The sequence below is a fragment of the Achromobacter sp. ES-001 genome, from assembly GCF_019448355.1.
Taxonomy (GTDB): domain Bacteria; phylum Pseudomonadota; class Gammaproteobacteria; order Burkholderiales; family Burkholderiaceae_B; genus Achromobacter; species Achromobacter spanius_B.
On sequence record NZ_CP079940.1, the window covers coordinates 3,989,330 to 4,004,813 of the forward strand.

Annotated in this window: 15 protein-coding genes; 9 read left to right on the top strand and 6 right to left on the bottom strand. The window is 64.0% G+C overall.

The window, feature by feature from the left end:
* Positions 1-27: 27 nt before the first annotated feature.
* Together badI and badH are read right to left on the bottom strand one after the other, a co-directional pair.
* Positions 28-810 carry a 2-ketocyclohexanecarboxyl-CoA hydrolase gene (gene badI / locus KYT87_RS17870; RefSeq protein ID WP_219990494.1) on the bottom strand — a complete coding sequence of 261 codons (783 nt, stop codon included), beginning with the start codon at positions 808-810 and terminating at the stop codon, positions 28-30.
* Positions 811-852: 42 nt separating this feature from the next.
* The gene (badH, locus tag KYT87_RS17875) at positions 853-1,620 is read right to left on the bottom strand and encodes a 2-hydroxycyclohexanecarboxyl-CoA dehydrogenase (protein WP_046806985.1); all 768 of its coding nucleotides are present in this window, start codon (positions 1,618-1,620) and stop codon (positions 853-855) included.
* 133 nt (positions 1,621-1,753) lie between these two features.
* Between badH and KYT87_RS17880 the strand changes: the two genes are divergently transcribed.
* A complete protein-coding gene (locus KYT87_RS17880; protein WP_370638717.1) occupies positions 1,754-2,257 on the top strand; it encodes a MarR family winged helix-turn-helix transcriptional regulator in 504 nt (167 codons plus the stop codon).
* A gap of 14 nt (positions 2,258-2,271) precedes the next feature.
* On the opposite strand, the gene KYT87_RS17885 is transcribed toward KYT87_RS17880, so the two are convergent.
* Both KYT87_RS17885 and fmdA read right to left on the bottom strand, forming a co-directional pair.
* Positions 2,272-2,604 (bottom strand): zinc ribbon domain-containing protein, encoded by a 333-nt coding sequence (locus KYT87_RS17885; RefSeq protein ID WP_219990496.1) that lies wholly within the window; start codon positions 2,602-2,604, stop codon positions 2,272-2,274.
* Positions 2,591-3,844, bottom strand: a complete 1,254-nt coding sequence (gene fmdA, locus KYT87_RS17890) for a formamidase (RefSeq protein ID WP_219990497.1) — start codon at positions 3,842-3,844, stop codon at positions 2,591-2,593. Before fmdA ends, KYT87_RS17885 begins: the two co-directional genes overlap by 14 nt.
* A gap of 256 nt (positions 3,845-4,100) precedes the next feature.
* On the opposite strand from fmdA, the gene KYT87_RS17895 reads away from it, so the two are divergent.
* The gene (locus KYT87_RS17895) at positions 4,101-4,469 is read left to right on the top strand and encodes a hypothetical protein (RefSeq protein ID WP_219990498.1); all 369 of its coding nucleotides are present in this window, start codon (positions 4,101-4,103) and stop codon (positions 4,467-4,469) included.
* 110 nt (positions 4,470-4,579) lie between these two features.
* On the opposite strand, the gene KYT87_RS17900 is transcribed toward KYT87_RS17895, so the two are convergent.
* Complete coding sequence (locus KYT87_RS17900; protein ID WP_219990499.1) at positions 4,580-6,079, bottom strand: aminotransferase class V-fold PLP-dependent enzyme; 1,500 nt, start codon at positions 6,077-6,079, stop codon at positions 4,580-4,582.
* Between the two features lie 105 nt (positions 6,080-6,184).
* On the opposite strand from KYT87_RS17900, the gene KYT87_RS17905 reads away from it, so the two are divergent.
* Together KYT87_RS17905 and KYT87_RS17910 are read left to right on the top strand one after the other, a co-directional pair.
* Positions 6,185-6,658 carry an Lrp/AsnC family transcriptional regulator gene (locus KYT87_RS17905; protein WP_255444732.1) on the top strand — a complete coding sequence of 158 codons (474 nt, stop codon included), beginning with the start codon at positions 6,185-6,187 and terminating at the stop codon, positions 6,656-6,658.
* 195 nt (positions 6,659-6,853) lie between these two features.
* Positions 6,854-8,584: an ABC-F family ATP-binding cassette domain-containing protein gene (locus tag KYT87_RS17910; protein WP_219990500.1), complete on the top strand. Its 1,731-nt coding sequence runs from the start codon at positions 6,854-6,856 to the stop codon at positions 8,582-8,584.
* Between the two features lie 5 nt (positions 8,585-8,589).
* Here KYT87_RS17910 and KYT87_RS17915 read toward each other — a convergent pair whose 3' ends face one another.
* Positions 8,590-9,363 (bottom strand): class I SAM-dependent methyltransferase, encoded by a 774-nt coding sequence (locus KYT87_RS17915; protein WP_223264885.1) that lies wholly within the window; start codon positions 9,361-9,363, stop codon positions 8,590-8,592.
* A gap of 197 nt (positions 9,364-9,560) precedes the next feature.
* Here KYT87_RS17915 and KYT87_RS17920 point away from each other — a divergent pair, with 197 nt between their 5' ends.
* The 5 genes from KYT87_RS17920 to KYT87_RS17940 all read left to right on the top strand — a co-directional run bounded on the left by KYT87_RS17920 (position 9,561) and on the right by KYT87_RS17940 (position 15,467).
* Positions 9,561-10,073 carry a winged helix DNA-binding protein gene (locus tag KYT87_RS17920; protein ID WP_046806977.1) on the top strand — a complete coding sequence of 171 codons (513 nt, stop codon included), beginning with the start codon at positions 9,561-9,563 and terminating at the stop codon, positions 10,071-10,073.
* A 9-nt stretch (positions 10,074-10,082) separates the two neighbouring features.
* Positions 10,083-11,936: a dipeptide ABC transporter ATP-binding protein gene (locus KYT87_RS17925; protein ID WP_370638718.1), complete on the top strand. Its 1,854-nt coding sequence runs from the start codon at positions 10,083-10,085 to the stop codon at positions 11,934-11,936.
* Between the two features lie 55 nt (positions 11,937-11,991).
* Positions 11,992-13,524, top strand: a complete 1,533-nt coding sequence (locus tag KYT87_RS17930) for an ABC transporter substrate-binding protein (RefSeq protein ID WP_104144367.1) — start codon at positions 11,992-11,994, stop codon at positions 13,522-13,524.
* Between the two features lie 144 nt (positions 13,525-13,668).
* The gene (locus KYT87_RS17935; protein ID WP_046806974.1) at positions 13,669-14,592 is read left to right on the top strand and encodes an ABC transporter permease; all 924 of its coding nucleotides are present in this window, start codon (positions 13,669-13,671) and stop codon (positions 14,590-14,592) included.
* 5 nt (positions 14,593-14,597) lie between these two features.
* Positions 14,598-15,467: an ABC transporter permease gene (locus tag KYT87_RS17940; protein WP_046806973.1), complete on the top strand. Its 870-nt coding sequence runs from the start codon at positions 14,598-14,600 to the stop codon at positions 15,465-15,467.
* The last annotated feature ends 17 nt before the right edge of the window (positions 15,468-15,484 follow it).

Here is a 15,484-nt window from a genome sequence, read left to right on the forward strand (position 1 = left end):
GCGCCGGTCGTTGCGGCGCAGGCTCGGTTATTTCGCGTAGCGGCGGAAATCCGGTTTGCGCTTTTCCTGGAACGCGCGCACGCCCTCGCGGGATTCCTCGGTGTCGTAATAGAGTTTCAACGCGTACATGCCCATGCCGGCGATGCCCGCCTGATGCGCCGTGTCCATATTGAACGAGCGCTTGGCGATGGCGATGGCGGTGGGGCTTTTCTCCATGATCTCGGCGCACCACCTGGCCACTTCGTCGTCCAGTTGCTCGTGCGGCACGACGGCGTTGACCAGGCCCATGGCCAAGGCTTCCGAGGCCGGATAGCGTCGGCACAGGTACCAGATCTCGCGCGCCTTCTTTTCGCCCACGACGCGCGCCAGGTACGCGGTGCCGTACCCCGGGTCCACCGACCCGACCTTCGGGCCCACCTGGCCGAACACGGCGTTATCGGACGCGATCGTGAAGTCGCAAATGGTGCACAGCACGTTGCCGCCGCCGATGGCGTAGCCCTGGACGCGCGCGATCACCGGCTTGGGCACGTCGCGAATGGCGCTGTGCAGTTCTTCCATGGGCAGGCCGATGGTGCCGCGTCCGTCGTACTGGCCGGCGTGCGCGGATTGGTCGCCGCCGGTGCAGAACGCCTTGTCGCCCGCGCCCGCCAGCACGATGACGCCGATGTCGGGCGCGTAGCCGGCGCGGTTGATGGCGTGAATGAGTTCGTCGCAGGTGCGGCCACGAAACGCGTTCATCTTTTCGGGCCGATTGATCGTGATCCAGGCGGCGCCGTCGCGCACGGCGTAGAGAATATCTTCGTAGTCCATCTTGGCTCCTCAAGGGGCATGCGAAAGCGGTGTCGTCCGCCTTCAGCCGTTCATCGTCAAACCGCCCGACACGCTCAATACCTGCCCGGTGATGTAGGCGGCGTCATCGCTGGCAAAGAACAGGATCGCGCCGGGCAGGTCGTCCGGCTGGCCGATGCGGCCCAAGGGAATGGCGCGGGTAAAGGCCTCAAGCAGTTTCTCGGGGTTGCCGGCGCCTTCCTTGTAATCGGCGAACAGCGCGGTGTCCGTCGGGCCTGGGCACACCACATTGACCGTGATGCCATGACGCGCGTGCTCGCGTGCGATGGTTTTGGAAAACGCCACCAAGCCGCCCTTGCACGCCGCGTACACCGCTTCGCCCGAAGACCCGACGCGCGCCGCGTCCGACGCAATGTTGACAATGCGCCCCGCCTTGCGCGCCGCCATGCCGGGCAGCACGGCGTGGTGCAAATGCAAGGCGCCCACCAGGTTGATGGCGATCAGCCGTTCCCATTGCGCGGGTTCCGTCTTGGTGAATGGCTTGAACACGTCCCACCCGGCGTTGTTGACCAGGATGTCGATGGGCCCCAGCACGGTTTCCGTTTCCGCGATGGCCGCGTCCACCTCGTGGCGCTGAGTAATGTCACAAGCGATGGCCAACGCGCGCCCGCCCGCCGCTTCGATCTTTTCGGCTACCCGCCGCGCATGCTCTTCGTTCAAGTCCAGCACGGCCACGGCGGCGCCTTCCCTGGCGAAACGCGCGCAGGTCGCGCCCCCTATCCCCCCACCGCCGCCCGTTACCACAGCCGTCTTGCCTGCCAGTCTTTGCATGATTTCCTCTGCGCGGGTTGCAGGCTTGGTATCCTTGCCAACGAATCTGGCCAAGCCCATATACGTAAACATGTTGACGTATATTAGAGACTTGGCGACGCCGCATCAAGTTGCGAAACACGGTACGAAGCTTATGAAAAACCCTAATAAAAACACCGAAATTGCCAGAATGGAGTTAGCCAACCGGCTGTTCTTCCGGTTATACCAATGCGCCAACATGCTGCATAAAACAGGTAGCCGCGCGGTGGAACACCTGGGGCTGACCACGCAGCAATGGGCCGTATTGGGCGCGTTATCGCGGCCAGAGGCGGCCGACGGCATGAGCGTGGGCGATCTGGCGCGCTACCTGATGGTCAGCCGCCAGAGCCTGTCGGGTTTGCTTGGCCGGATGGAACGCGACGGCCATATCGGCAGTGCGCCGGATGGGCGCGACCGGCGCTCGCGCTTGATCACGATGACGCCATCCGGTCGCAAAGTGTGGGTGCACGACGCCCTTCCGCGCATCCATGATTACTACGAAGGCGCGCTGGCCGACTTCTCGGTCGGCGACCTGAGCCACACCCTGCACTATCTGTTGAAGCTGCTGGAGAACATGCAAGGCATGGACAAGGACGCGCCGCAAGACGACGCGCCCTGACCTTGCTCGCCTGACTAGTGGCTGATCATCCAGGGCCTGGCGCCCGCGAAGGACTTCGCCCCGTCGGTGCTGGTGCGCGTCTTGCCGGACCCGCGGCCGCCCGAGCAACACCCGCAGTTCATGCCATGGCCCGCGCGCGAGCTGCGCGGCTCGTTTGCGCTGCGCTCATTGACCGCGCGCGCGCGGTTCACGGCGGACGACAAGGCCGAAATGGCCGGCGCGCCGCCGATGATGCGCGCGGACAACGCGCCGCATTGCGGGCACGCGGCCGGGTCGCGCCATTGCGCCAGCGGCCGCAACGCGGCAAAGTCGCCGCATCCGCCGCAGGAATAGTCATACATGGGCATCGCGGTTCTCCTGGCGGTCGCGTGACAGCGGCATGTCTACCCCGCCCTGGATATGTTTGATCGGCCCGGATGCCGAGGGCTGGATATCGAAGTCAAAGATCTCGGTGGGCAGCCACAGCGTGGCGCAGGAATTGGGGATGTCGACCACGCCGCTGATGTGGCCTTGCACGGGCGCGCAGCCCAGAATCGAATAGGCCTGGGCACCGGAATAGCCGAATTTCTTCAGGTATTCGATGGCGTTCAGGCACGCCTGCCGGTACGCCACGTTCACGTCCAGGTAGTGCTGCTTGCCTTCTTCGTCCACCGAGATGCCTTCGAAGATCAGGTAGTCCTTGTAGGCCGGGGTGATGGGGCTGGGCTTGAAGATCGGGTTCTTGATGGCGTACTTTTCCATGCCGCCCTTGATGAGCGACACGCGCATGTGCACCCAGCCCGCCATTTCGATCGCGCCGCAGAACGTGATTTCGCCATCGCCCTGCGAGAAGTGCAGATCGCCGACCGACAAGCCGCCGCCGTCGACGTACACCGGGAAGAACACGCGGGCGCCCCGCGACAAGTCCTTGATATCGCAGTTGCCGCCGTGCTCGCGCGGCGGCACGGTACGTGCGCCCTCGGCTGCTGCGCGGTCGCGGTCAGCACCTTGCAATGCGCCCATGTGGGCCGTCTTGGGCGCGGGCGGGTTCGCCAGCGGCGGTACACGGTTGGGGTTGGTGTCGATCAGCGCCTGTTCGCGCCGGTTCCACGTTTGCAGCAGCTTCTTGTCGGGCAGGCAACCGATCAGGCCCGGGTGGATCAGGCCCGCGAAATTCACCCCGGGGATATGGCGGGACGACGTGAACATGCCGTGAAAATCCCAGATGGATTTTTGCGCATGGGGGAAATGTTCGGTCAGGAAACCGCCCCCGTTATTACGGCTGAAAAAGCCGTTGAACCCCCACAGGCTGTCCGGCTTGGCGCCGATATCCAGCAGGTCAACCACCAGCAAGTCACCGGGTTGCGCGCCTTCTACGCCCACCGGCCCCGACAGAAAGTGCACGGTGGACAGGTCCACATCGCGCACGTCGTCGGCGCTGTCGTCGTTCTTGATGGCGCCGCCGGTCCAGTCATAGGTTTCCAGCACGAAGTCGTCGCCCGGCTTGACCCAGACGGCCATGGGGATATCGGGGTGCCACCGATTATGGATGTGCTTGTTTTCGTAAGGGGACTGGTCCAGGTCGACCGTAATGAGGGGTGTCGTCATTCTCTTTCATCTCCAACGTACGTGTTGATAAAACAGAACAGCAGCCAAGAAGGCGCCCGATCCCGTTGCGGGTCGGGTCATTTTGAAAATGTGACCGGTGATTGATGTGCTGATTGATGCGCTGATTGATGGTAGACGCGTTCGGGCGATTCACCATACTGGTTTTCCATGCAGTGGCAGGCGTGCGGCGCACCATGTCACGGGGCATTTTTCGCACCAGTTATGATGCACACCACGTCATACCAAGGCTTTTCGCATGGCAGCAACCCCCCGCCGGCCCCTGGCCGTTTTTTTGATCCTGACGGCGTGCGCCGCCGGGTCCGCGCACGCGGACGACGCGTGTGTGTCGCGCATCGACGAGCAAGTGCGCACGGTCAAGCGCGCGCAGGATGTGCAGCGCACGCGCGAAGCCGCCAACAATCTGCAATTGAACCGCGAGCTGTGCCAGGGTCGGCTGGACCTGCTGGATGCCCGCTATGCGCTGGTCGATGATTTCGAGGCGTGCCGCCGCAACGGCACGACGTTCTCGGAGTCGGTCGTGCGCGACCTAACTCGCGCGTCGGACGAGTTGGCCGACGCAAAGGCGGCGTGGGTCCGCACCTGCGGCCGCCAGATGAAAGACTGACCGCGGACTAAAAACGCAGAACGGACGGAAAGCGGGGTCGCAGGGCCGACCGGTCGGTCAATAAGCCCATTGGCCCTTGCCCTCCGTTGTCCCGCCGCCTTGCTGATCGTTCAGATCGTCATTTCCATTTCCACGCTTTGCGGGTAGAAAATGGCGCGGCTGGGATCGAAGCCGTAACGCGATTCGAACTGCGTCGCGTCGGCCGCCAGTGCCAGCACGGACTCCAGGATGAAATCCGCCTTGGCGTCCGGCAACAGCACACTGAAGTTCAGGCGGATGAAGCCGGGCTTTTCAATCTCGCGGCCGTCCAGGATGGCTTGCCGCATCTGCCGCGACTGCGCCGGCCCGATATCAAGCAGCCGGTGCACATACGGCCCCGCGCAGGCGCACCCCCCACGCGCCTGGATGCCGAAACGGTCGCTTAACATGCGCGTCACCAATTGCTGGTGCACATAGCCGCCCTTGCCGTCGCGTACCCGAAACGAGAAGATCGGCAAGCGCTCGGCCGTCAGCGAGCCCAGCAATTCCAGGGGTTCCGCGCCTTGCCAGGCGGCAAGCGCGCGCTGCACGAAATGCGCGTTGCGCTCACGCATGAAGTCGGCGCCCAGCGCTTCCTTGACCAGCAGCACCAAGGCGGCGCGGATGTCGCCCACCACGTTGGGCGTACCCGCCTCTTCGCGCGATTCCAGGCTGGCGCTGTAATCATGACCCTCGGGCGACACGAATTTGACGGTGCCGCCGCCCGGCCAGGTGGGCGTGGTGTCGATCACCGCATCGCGGCGAACGATCAGCACACCGGATGCGCCCGGCCCGCCAATGAATTTATGCGGCGAGAACACAATGGCGTCGATGTGCGCATCGGGTGCCGGCGACATACGGACCGGCAGGTACGGCGCGCCGCCCGCGTAGTCCCACAACATCTTGGCGCCCGCCTGCTTGACGCGCCGCGTGATGCCGGCCACATCAGCCACGATGCCGGTCACGTTCGACGCGGCCGACAACGCGCAGATCAGCAGCGTGCCGGCGGGCGCGTTCAGCGCGGCGTCCAGCGCCGCCAAGTCGGGACCGCCCTCGGCGGCTTCGGCAACTTCCACAATCTGCGCGCCGCATTCGCGCCACGGCAAGATATTGGAATGGTGCTCGTACGGGCCGATGATGACGCGGACCGGCTTGCCTGCCGCTACCGCCGCGTGCACGCCAAACAAATGCACCAGGCGGTTGATGCCCGCCGTGGCGCCGGACCCGGCGAAAATCACGGCATGGGCGTCGGTGGCGCCGCAGCAACGCGCGACAGCGGCGCGGGCCTCGCGGCGCAAGCGGGTAATGAAACCGCCGCAATACGAGGCTTCGGTGTGCGAATTCGCGTAATACGGAAGCACCTGTTCCATGACAAAGCGCTCGACCTGCATCAGCGCGCGGCCCGAGGCCACGTAGTCGGCATAGACCAGCGGCTTGCGGCCAAACGGGCCGTCGACGAACGCGTCTTTGCCAATCAGGCCATCGGCGAGCTGGGCCGCGATGTCGGGGGATGCCAGGCTATCTTGAAACTGCTGCAAGGGACTTGCGGTGTTTGAGGCCCCGGCCGTGGCCGAGGCATTAAGCGTCGTCATGATAAGTCTTCCAATTGATGCGAAATATCATACGATGGAAGCCGACAACAAACATCACCGTTATTTTGCGTAAATCAATATAACTTGGGTCATATGAACGAACGGATGGAGAAAATAGACAAGCTTGATCTGAGCATCATTGCTTGCCTGCAAAAAGACGGTTCCCTGTCCCAGCGCGAGCTGGCCGACCGGGTCGGCCTTTCGCAGAACGCGTGCTGGCGCCGGCTACAGCGCTTGAACGCCTGCGGCATCATTCGCGGCACCCGCGCCGAGGTCAGCCTGGTGGCGCTGGGGCTGGACCTGACCGTGTTTGTGATGATCCGAACCAGCCACCACGCCAAGGCCTGGGCCGACGGCTTTCGCGAACACGTCGAGCGCCTGCCCGAAGTGACCGAGTTCTATCGCATCGGTGGCGATTGGGACTACCTGATCAAGGTGGTCTGCCGGGGCATGGCCGGCTACGACCGCTTCTACCAAAAGCTCATCACCGACTTCGAACTGTCGACTGTGACGGGCTTTTTCAGCATGGAAGCCATCATTGAAAACCGGCCGCCCGATCTGCGGCTGTTGGAGACCTGAAGGGGGCTACGTCGGTGGGCCAGGGCGGGAACTTTCGCGTACGATGCGGTTCGAACGCCAGTGCCGCCCGCACTCTCCCGGAGACCCCCCAGGCCATGATTCTTTAAGCACTCCCTTTGATTTCCCTTTGCCGAGCAGTCCGCTGCCCTATGGCCACTGCCGCGCAAAGCGTTTCATTATTTCGGAGAGCTATCCATGGCCCGGTCATCCAGCGCGCCGCCCCCGGCGCAGCCCTTGACGCATTCGGCGTCGCCCTTCCTTGGTTTGCAGCATGTCAGCTTCGCGCTGCCCGACGGCCGCGTGCTGCTAGACGACGTCACCCACGACTTCGCGCCCGTCCGCCATGGCGTCATCGGGCGCAACGGCGCGGGTAAATCATTGCTGCTGCGTGTCATGCTTGGCACCCTGCCGCCGCAGTCCGGCCGTGTTGTGCGCCACGGGAAACTGGCCTATGTGGCGCAGACGCCGGCTTGGCCCGATACCGCCACGCTGGCGGATGTTGCGGGCCTGGGTCCTGTGTTCCGCGCCTTGGCCAATATCGAAGCGGGCAGCACCGACCGGGCAGACTTTGACTTGGCGGAAGGCCATTGGCTGATCCATCAAGACTGGGCGCGCATGCTTGCCGACGCCGCCCTGCCTAACTGGCAACCCGCACATCCCGCCTGCGCGGCAAGTGGCGGCGAGTTGACCCGCGTGGCGTTGGCCGGCGCCTTCCTGCAAGGCGCCGACGCCCTGTTGCTGGACGAACCCACCAACCACCTGGACACGCGCGCCCGCGATTGGCTGACAGAAAAAATCCACGCATGGCGCGGCGCGCTGATCGTCGTCAGCCACGACCGCCGCTTGCTGGACGCCATGGACAGCATCGTCGAACTGGACAACGCCGCCCTTCGCGGCCACGCCGGCAACTACAGCGCCTGGCGCGCGCAACGCGACAGCCAGGACGCCGCCGCGCACACGGCCCTGGCGCATGCGCGCCATGAACGCGCCAAGGGCCTGCGTGCGCTGCGGCAACAGCACGACGCCCAGCAGCAGCGCACCGCGCGCAACAGCCGCAACGCCCGCGAAACCAATCAGGCCGCCGTGTTGCTGGGCGGCAAAAAGGCCAGCGCACAAGCGCACGCGGGACGTGATCGCCAGCGCCGTCAGGACGCCGCCGCCGCCTTGGACGTCGCCGTCAGACAGGCCGCCTCGCTGGCCCCCACGGCCGCGGACGTGGCGCTGGCATTGCCCGACACCACGGTGCCGGCCGGGCGGCGCGTTCTACACCTGGAGGCCGCCCTGCCCCCGTGGCCGCCCCGCGCCAAACCGCTTAGCTTGACCTTGGACGGCCCGTTCCGGCTGGCAATCCAAGGCCCCAACGGCTGCGGCAAAAGCACACTGCTGGCGATGTTGGCCGGTGTGCTTGCCCCGCGTGCTGGCCGCTGCGACGTGCGCGTGCCCACCGCGATGCTGGACCAGGCCGCAAACGCGTTGCCTGCAAGCGCATGGCCTGCAAACGCATTGCCCGCAAGCGCATTGTCGGCAAACGCATTGCCCGCAAACGCGTCGCTATTGCAAACCCTGGAGGCGCAGGGCGCGCCGCTGTCACCGGGCGAACTGCGCAGCCGGCTGGCCCTGCTGGGCCTGGGCGCAGCGCAGGTCCAGGCGCCCGCAGCCACGTTAAGCGGCGGTGAACGCATCAAGGCGGCGCTGGCCTGCGCGTTGTGGCGCAAGCAACCCGCGCAGTTGCTGTTGCTGGACGAACCCACGAACCACCTGGACATGGCCTCGGCGCAGGCGCTGGAAGACGCGTTGGCGCATTACCCCGGCGCCATGGTGGTGGTGTCGCACGATGCGGCGTTTCAGGACCGGATCGGCCCAACGCACTATTTAATGTGCGGCGACGACGGGACGTGGTCGCTACGGGAAAGCGCTCCTGCATAGATTTTTCAGACGCCGGAGGTGGCCTCTGCCATGTCGGTTAGTCGCGCCTGGCGAGGCGGCGCCTTGCGCTTTTTAGCAAAGACGAACACGTGCTGAAAGTCGTCGTCCACGCGATGAATGTCAGCCTGCACCCCGACAATCGGCGGCACGAACGATTCGAAATACTCGCGTACTACGGGCATCACTGGAAACGGTGCCCGATCCGGTCGGTCGTTATAGCCCAGCACCAGCAGGCCACCCGGCTTTAATACGAGTTCGCATTGCGTCAGCAGACGCCTGAACTCGGCTGCGTTATTAATACCGAAACCCAACAAGCCGTTTGCCACCACCACATCGAATGCGTTCGGGCCATAGTGATCCGCCATGTGGATGGCGCTCCCCGTCCAATGGCTACCCGGCCGCCCATAAACTGCCTTGCGCGCCTCGATATCCAGCGAATGAAACTGGCATAGCAATAAGCGCGGGTAATGCCAGTTGTGCTTGTCGATGCCCACGAACAGGGTTTTGATGTCGTGGTCCGCTACGGCCGCCATTTCATTCAGATAACCGAATACGGATTCCTCCAAAAAGTCGCGGTTCGGCGCGCGAAGGCGGAAATCGATATTCAACCGTTCGGCCGTTCTTGGGGACAACTTGAACAGCACCCGCTTAAGTAACGTCTTGAGATCCCGCATCCCACTTCCATTTTTATTGTGATTTTCAAGGGCTTTGGCCTCAAGGCGGCCCGTGTCCGACTTGAGGCCAAAGCGATTGAAAAATGATAGGGAGCGGCCGCGCAAGAACTATCAGAAGATTCCCAATCAGCACCAGGACGATTACTAAAATGAATCTGAGTAGCCCTCGCCTCTCGCACCGCTTGTAGGTGTGCGCCCGGCACTGGCCCTTATTACCCAGGGTTATCCCGAATGCCTGCATAACAACAAATCGTCAATAATTCGCCAACGTTTTGTCATCGATCCGTCCCTTTACACCTGCCATGTCTGCCTCCATCCGGGACGCCATCGTTTCTTCCGCCCATCTGGCCACGTCCGCCCCGCAGTTATCCGAGGTGGAATTTGGCCTGATCATCGCGTCGCACGCGTTCAACCGCTGGATGGTGCGCTGCATGGCCTGCGCCGGCCTGCCCGATCTGACCTCGCTGGACATCCTGGTGCTGAACCACGTGTATCACCGTGGACGCGGCAAGAAGCTGGCCGACATCTGCTTCACCCTGAACGTCGAAGACACGCACCTGGTGAACTATTCGCTTAAGAAACTTGAGCGGCTGGGCGTCGTGCAAAGCGCCAAGACGGGCAAGGAAGTGATCTACACCACCACCGACGCCGGCGCCGCCGCCATTGCGCGTTACGCCGAAGTGCGCGAGCAGTGCCTGGTCAAGTCGTTCATCGACTCGCCCGCCGCGGACGAAGCCAGCCACCAGCTGGCCAACACCCTGCGCGCCCTGTCGGGCCTGTACGACCAGGCTGCCCGCGCCGCCACCTCGCTGTGAGAATCCACGTTGTCTAGCACCACCGCTTCTTCATCCGCCCCGCTGCTGTCCGTGCGCGGCGTATCGGTTGACTTCAATACCGACAACGGCGTGTTTCGCGCCGTCGACGGCCTGGACTTCGACGTCCAGCCGGGCCGGACGCTGGCGATTGTTGGCGAGTCCGGTTCGGGCAAGTCCGTCACGTCCATGGCGATCATGCGGCTGACGGATTACTCGAACGGGCGCATCGCCAGCGGCCAGATCCTGTTTCGCGACGACAACGGCCGCGAAACCGATCTGACCCGTGCCACCGACGAGCAGATGCGCGCCATTCGCGGCAACGACATCGCGATGATCTTCCAGGAACCGATGACGTCGCTGAACCCCGTGTTCACCATCGGCGACCAGATCGTGGAAGCCATCATGCTGCACCAGCAGCTGTCGCGCTCGGCCGCACGCGCGTCCGCGCGCAAGCTGCTGGACAAGGTGCGCCTGCCGGACGCCGAGCAGCTGCTGGACCGCTATCCGCATCAACTGTCGGGCGGCATGCGCCAGCGCGTGATGATCGCCATGGCACTGTCGTGCCAGCCGCGCCTGCTGATCGCCGACGAACCCACCACCGCGCTGGACGTCACCATCCAGGCACAGATCCTGAACACCATCCGCGAACTGCAACGCGACCTGGGCACCGCCGTCATCTTCATCACGCATGACATGGGCGTGGTGGCCGAGATGGCCGACGACGTGGTCGTGATGCTGCGTGGCAAGAAAGTCGAACAAGGCACCGTCGAGCAGATTTTCAATGCGCCCAAGCACCCGTACACGCGCGCGCTGCTGGCCGCCGTGCCTCGCCTGGGCAGCCTGACCGGCCGCGACCTGCCGCTGCGCACGCCGCAAACCGTGCTGGAAGGCGACACGCTGCGCGAAGTGGGCGAAACCCGCGAACAAGACACCGCCACCTACGACGCCCCCGTGCTGCGCGTGGAAAAACTGACGACACGTTTTGACGTCGGCCACAATTTGTTCGGCCGCGTCACGCACCGCGTGCACGCCGTGGAAGAAGTCAGCTTTGACGTCTATCCCGGCGAAACGCTGGCGCTGGTGGGCGAGTCCGGCAGCGGCAAGTCGACCATCGGCAAGACCTTGCAGCAGCTGGTGGCCCCCACCTCGGGCGCCGTGCGCTACAACGGCCAGGACATTTTTTCGATGGACGCCGCCGGCCGCCAACGCCTGCGCCAGGAAATCCAGTACATCTTCCAGGACCCGTACGCGTCGCTGGACCCGCGCAAGACGGTGGCCTTCAGCATTGCCGAACCGATCCGCACGCACGGCTTGCTGCATGGCGAAGACGCCATCGCGCGCCGAGTGGGCGAGCTGCTGGAACAGGTGGGCTTGAAGCCCGAGCATGCCAAGCGCTATCCGCATGAATTCTCGGGCGGCCAGCGTCAGCGCGTGTGCATCGCGCGCGCCCTGGCCAGCAACCCCAAGCTGATCATTGCCGACGAATCCGTGTCGGCGCTGGACGTGTCCATCCAGGCGCAGATCCTGAACCTGCTGATGGATCTGCAAAAGGACCGCGGCCTGTCATACCTGTTCATCACGCACGACATGGCGGTGGTGGAAAAAGTCAGCCATCGTGTCGCGGTCCTGTACCTGGGCCAGATCGTGGAACTGGGCACGCGCCGGCAGATCTTTGAATCGCCGCAGCACTCGTACACGCGCAAGCTGCTGGCCGCCGTGCCGGTGGCCGAGCCCGGCCGCCACATCGACACGTCGCTGATCGAAGGTGAAATCCCCAGCCCGGTACGCCGCGTCGGCGACGAACCGGCCATTATTCCGCTGACTGAATTCGCGCCCGGCCACCAAGTGGCCCGCGCGGCCTAGCCTCAGCCCCCCTTTTTTCCTCGGTGTGATCCGAGTTCCCGTCCCTGGAGCGAACATGCAATTCCTACGCACCACCTTCACCGCCACCGCCCTGACCCTGGCGTTGGGCGGCGCGATGCCCGCCGTCTTCTCGACCGCGCATGCCGCCGGCACGCTCAGCGTAGCCATCAACCAGGACCCGGGCAGCTGGGATCCCATCGACACCTTTGTGACGTTCTGGGGCTCGGTGGGCGGCAACCTGTATGACGGCCTGACCATGCGCGGCGCCGACCTGAAGCTGCAACCCGGCCTGGCCACCAGCTGGGAATACCTGGACGACAACAAGCGCCTGCGCTTCAAGCTGCGCGAAGGCGTCAAGTTCCATAACGGCGAACCCTTCAACGCCGAAGCCGTGAAGTTCACGTTTGAACGCCTGCTGGGCGCGGAAGGCGCCAAGGGCCCGCAAAAGTCCAACTACGATTCCATCGGCGAAATCAAGGTGGTGGACGAGTACACCGTCGACTTCATCCTGAAGCAGCCGGACCCCGTGCTCTTGACCAAGCTGGCCGGCTACGGCGCCATGATCGTGCCGCCCAAGTACATCAAGGAAAAAGGCGAGGACTACTTCAACACGAACCCGGTCGGCACCGGCCCGTTCAAGTTTGAAAGCTATCAGCCCAAGGTCAACGTGACCTTGGCGCGCAACGACGACTACTGGGGCGGCAAGCCCAAGCTGGACAAGGTCGTGTACCGCTTCATCAGCGAACCCGGCACGCAAGTGGCCGAGCTGCAAGCCGGCCGCATCGACATTGCCACGCTGATCCCGCTGGGCCTGATCGAAACGGTGAAGAAGTCGGGCAACGCCGACGTTATCTCGACGGGCGGCCCGGTTGCCTTTGCCCTGCGCTACAAGACCAGCGGCGGCATCACGCAGAACCGTGACGTGCGCCGCGCGCTGATCATGGCGGTGGACCGCGAGGCCATCGTCAAGCAGCTGCTGCTGGGCCAGGCCAAGGTCATTGCCAGCTTCCAGGGCCCGCAATCGTTCGGCTACAACCCCGAGCAAAAGCCGCTGCCCTTCAACCCCGCCGAAGCCAAGAAGCTGCTGGCCGCCGCCGGCGTGAAGCCGGGCGCCACCGTGCAGATCGACGTGCGCGGCAGCGATTCGAACTTCCGCGAAGTGGCCCAGGCCGTGTCCGGCTACCTGCAAGGCGTGGGCGTGCGCGCCACCATCAAGCCGTATGAAACCGGCGTGCTGCTCAACGACATCATCCCGGGCGGCAAGACGGGCGAGATGTGGCAGAACCAATGGGGCGGCTGGACGTACGACTACGACAACACCGCGTACCTGATGTACCACACGGGCCAGAAATGGAACCCGTACGACAACGACGCCAAGCTGAACGCCATGTTGGAAGCGCAGCGCACCGTCTATGACGTGAAGAAGCGCGAAGCCATGTTGCAGGAAATCGCTGCGTACGTCGCCGATCAGGCGCTGGAAATGCCGCTGTACAGCCTGAACACGATCGTGGGCGTGAACAAGCGCGTGAAGAACCTGGAAGTGCCCGGCGATATCCGCTTCCGTTTCCTTCAGACCAGCGTGGAGTAACGGCCCCGAAGCGCCAGGCGCTTCGCCCCAGGGACAAGCCCGCGGCCGGCAAGGCCGGCCTCGGGGCCTTCCCTGGCAGGGTTCGAGCAGGACTCATAGCATTCACTCACTGATCCGCTCCGGTGAAAACCGGGGCGGCGCCTCATGACCGGATTTCTTATTAAGCGCGTGTTGCAGGCGGTCTTCGTGATCGTCGCCGTGACATTGCTGGTTTCCTATGCAGTACGCCTGACCGGCGACCCCGCGCTGATGCTCAGCCAGGGGTCGGGCAGCGTGACCGAACAAGACCTGGCCAACATCCGCCAGGCGCTGGGCCTGAACCGCCCCTTCCACGAACAATACCTGTCGTACATGCAAGGGCTGTTGCACGGCGATTTCGGCCGCAGCTTCATGGGCGGCACGTCCGTCGCCAAGTTGATCGGCGACGCCCTGCCCGCCACGCTGATGCTGGCGTTTACGTCATTGATCGTGTCGATTCTGATCTCGCTGCCGCTAGGCATTCAGGCGGCCATCAAGCGCGGCAAGGCCACCGACCAGGCCATCCGCATCCTGTCGCTGGTGGGCCTGTCGTTTCCAAACTTCTGGCTGGCGCTGATGCTGGTGCTGCTGCTGTCGATCACCTTTCCGCTGTTGCCGCCTTCGGGCTGGAGCGGACCGGCCAGCCTGGTGCTGCCGTCGCTGACGATGGCCATCATCCTTAGCGCCACCAACATCCGCCTGGTACGCACAACCATGCTGGAAACGCTGTCGGCGCAATACATCATGGTGGCGCGCAGCAAGGGCCTGAAGGAACGCGTGGTGCTGTACAAGCATGCGCTGCGCAATTGCGCGATTCCGCTCATCACGTATCTGGGCCTGCAATTTGGCGGCTTGATCGGCGGCATCGTCGTCATTGAAATGGTCTTTAACTGGCCGGGCCTGGGCACGCTGGCGTTCGACGCCATTTCGGGCCGCGACTACCCGGTGCTGCAAGGCACGGTCACCGTGCTGGCCACCGTCATCGTCCTGGTCAACCTGATCGTCGACATCGCCTACGGCATCGTCGACCCCCGTATCCGCACGCGTTGAGCCTTATGCAGACAACCTCCTCCACCGCCGCCGCGCCCAAGCCTTTCAAGCCGCGCAGCCGCTATCGTTCGCTGGAATTCGTGCTGGGCGCGTTGCTGACCGGCGTGATGATCCTGTTGGTGCTGACGTCGGGCTGGCTGTTTCCCGATGGCGGCGAATCCATGGACCTGGCCGCCCGCCTGATGGCCCCGTTCACGTCGGCCGCGCATCCCTTCGGCACCGACCCGCTGGGCCGCGACGTGCTGGCGCGTGTCATCGTCGGCGGCAAGATCTCGTTGATGGTGGGCTTTGCGTCCGTGATCGGCGGCGCGCTGCTGGGCATCGTCATGGGCCTGATCGCCGGCTACTACCGCGGCTTCTGGGACATGATCGTCATGCGCTTTGCCGACGTGCAGCTGGCGCTGCCTTTCATCCTGGTGGCCATCACGTTCATTGCCATCCTGGGCGGCGGCCTGTTCAACGTGATCTTCTTCATGATCGTGTCGCAGTGGGTGCAGTATGCGCGGCTGGTGCGCGCCCAGGTGCTGGCGCTGCGCGAACGCGAATTCGTGCTGGCCGCCCGCGCCTTCGGCGTGCGCGACCTGGCCATGATCCGCCACCACATCGTGCCCAACCTGCTGGGCCCGCTGGTGATCCTGATGACCTTGAACGTGGCCAACAACATCCTCCTGGAAAGCAGCCTGACCTTCCTGGGTCTGGGCGTGGATCCCATGATTCCCAGTTGGGGCGGCATGCTGGCCGATGGCCGCACGTATATGCAGACCGCATGGTGGGTCAGCGTTTTTCCCGGCGTGGCGATCATGCTGACCGTGTTAGGTCTGAACCTGCTGGGCGATTGGCTGCGCGACCGCCTGGACCCCACCGGAAAGGTGTAAAAGACCAAATGCCCCGC

Coding starts and splice junctions, on each gene's coding strand:
- KYT87_RS17940 (WP_046806973.1), top strand. CDS start 14,598: ATGCAGACAACCTCCTCCACCGCCGCCGCGCCCAAGCCTTTCAAGCCG.
- KYT87_RS17885 (WP_219990496.1), bottom strand. CDS start 2,604: ATGCCCATGTATGACTATTCCTGCGGCGGATGCGGCGACTTTGCCGCG.
- badI (WP_219990494.1), bottom strand. CDS start 810: ATGGACTACGAAGATATTCTCTACGCCGTGCGCGACGGCGCCGCCTGG.
- KYT87_RS17920 (WP_046806977.1), top strand. CDS start 9,561: ATGTCTGCCTCCATCCGGGACGCCATCGTTTCTTCCGCCCATCTGGCC.
- KYT87_RS17900 (WP_219990499.1), bottom strand. CDS start 6,079: ATGACGACGCTTAATGCCTCGGCCACGGCCGGGGCCTCAAACACCGCA.
- KYT87_RS17880 (WP_370638717.1), top strand. CDS start 1,754: ATGAAAAACCCTAATAAAAACACCGAAATTGCCAGAATGGAGTTAGCC.
- badH (WP_046806985.1), bottom strand. CDS start 1,620: ATGCAAAGACTGGCAGGCAAGACGGCTGTGGTAACGGGCGGCGGTGGG.
- KYT87_RS17895 (WP_219990498.1), top strand. CDS start 4,101: ATGGCAGCAACCCCCCGCCGGCCCCTGGCCGTTTTTTTGATCCTGACG.
- KYT87_RS17910 (WP_219990500.1), top strand. CDS start 6,854: ATGGCCCGGTCATCCAGCGCGCCGCCCCCGGCGCAGCCCTTGACGCAT.
- KYT87_RS17905 (WP_255444732.1), top strand. CDS start 6,185: ATGGAGAAAATAGACAAGCTTGATCTGAGCATCATTGCTTGCCTGCAA.
- fmdA (WP_219990497.1), bottom strand. CDS start 3,844: ATGACGACACCCCTCATTACGGTCGACCTGGACCAGTCCCCTTACGAA.
- KYT87_RS17935 (WP_046806974.1), top strand. CDS start 13,669: ATGACCGGATTTCTTATTAAGCGCGTGTTGCAGGCGGTCTTCGTGATC.
- KYT87_RS17930 (WP_104144367.1), top strand. CDS start 11,992: ATGCAATTCCTACGCACCACCTTCACCGCCACCGCCCTGACCCTGGCG.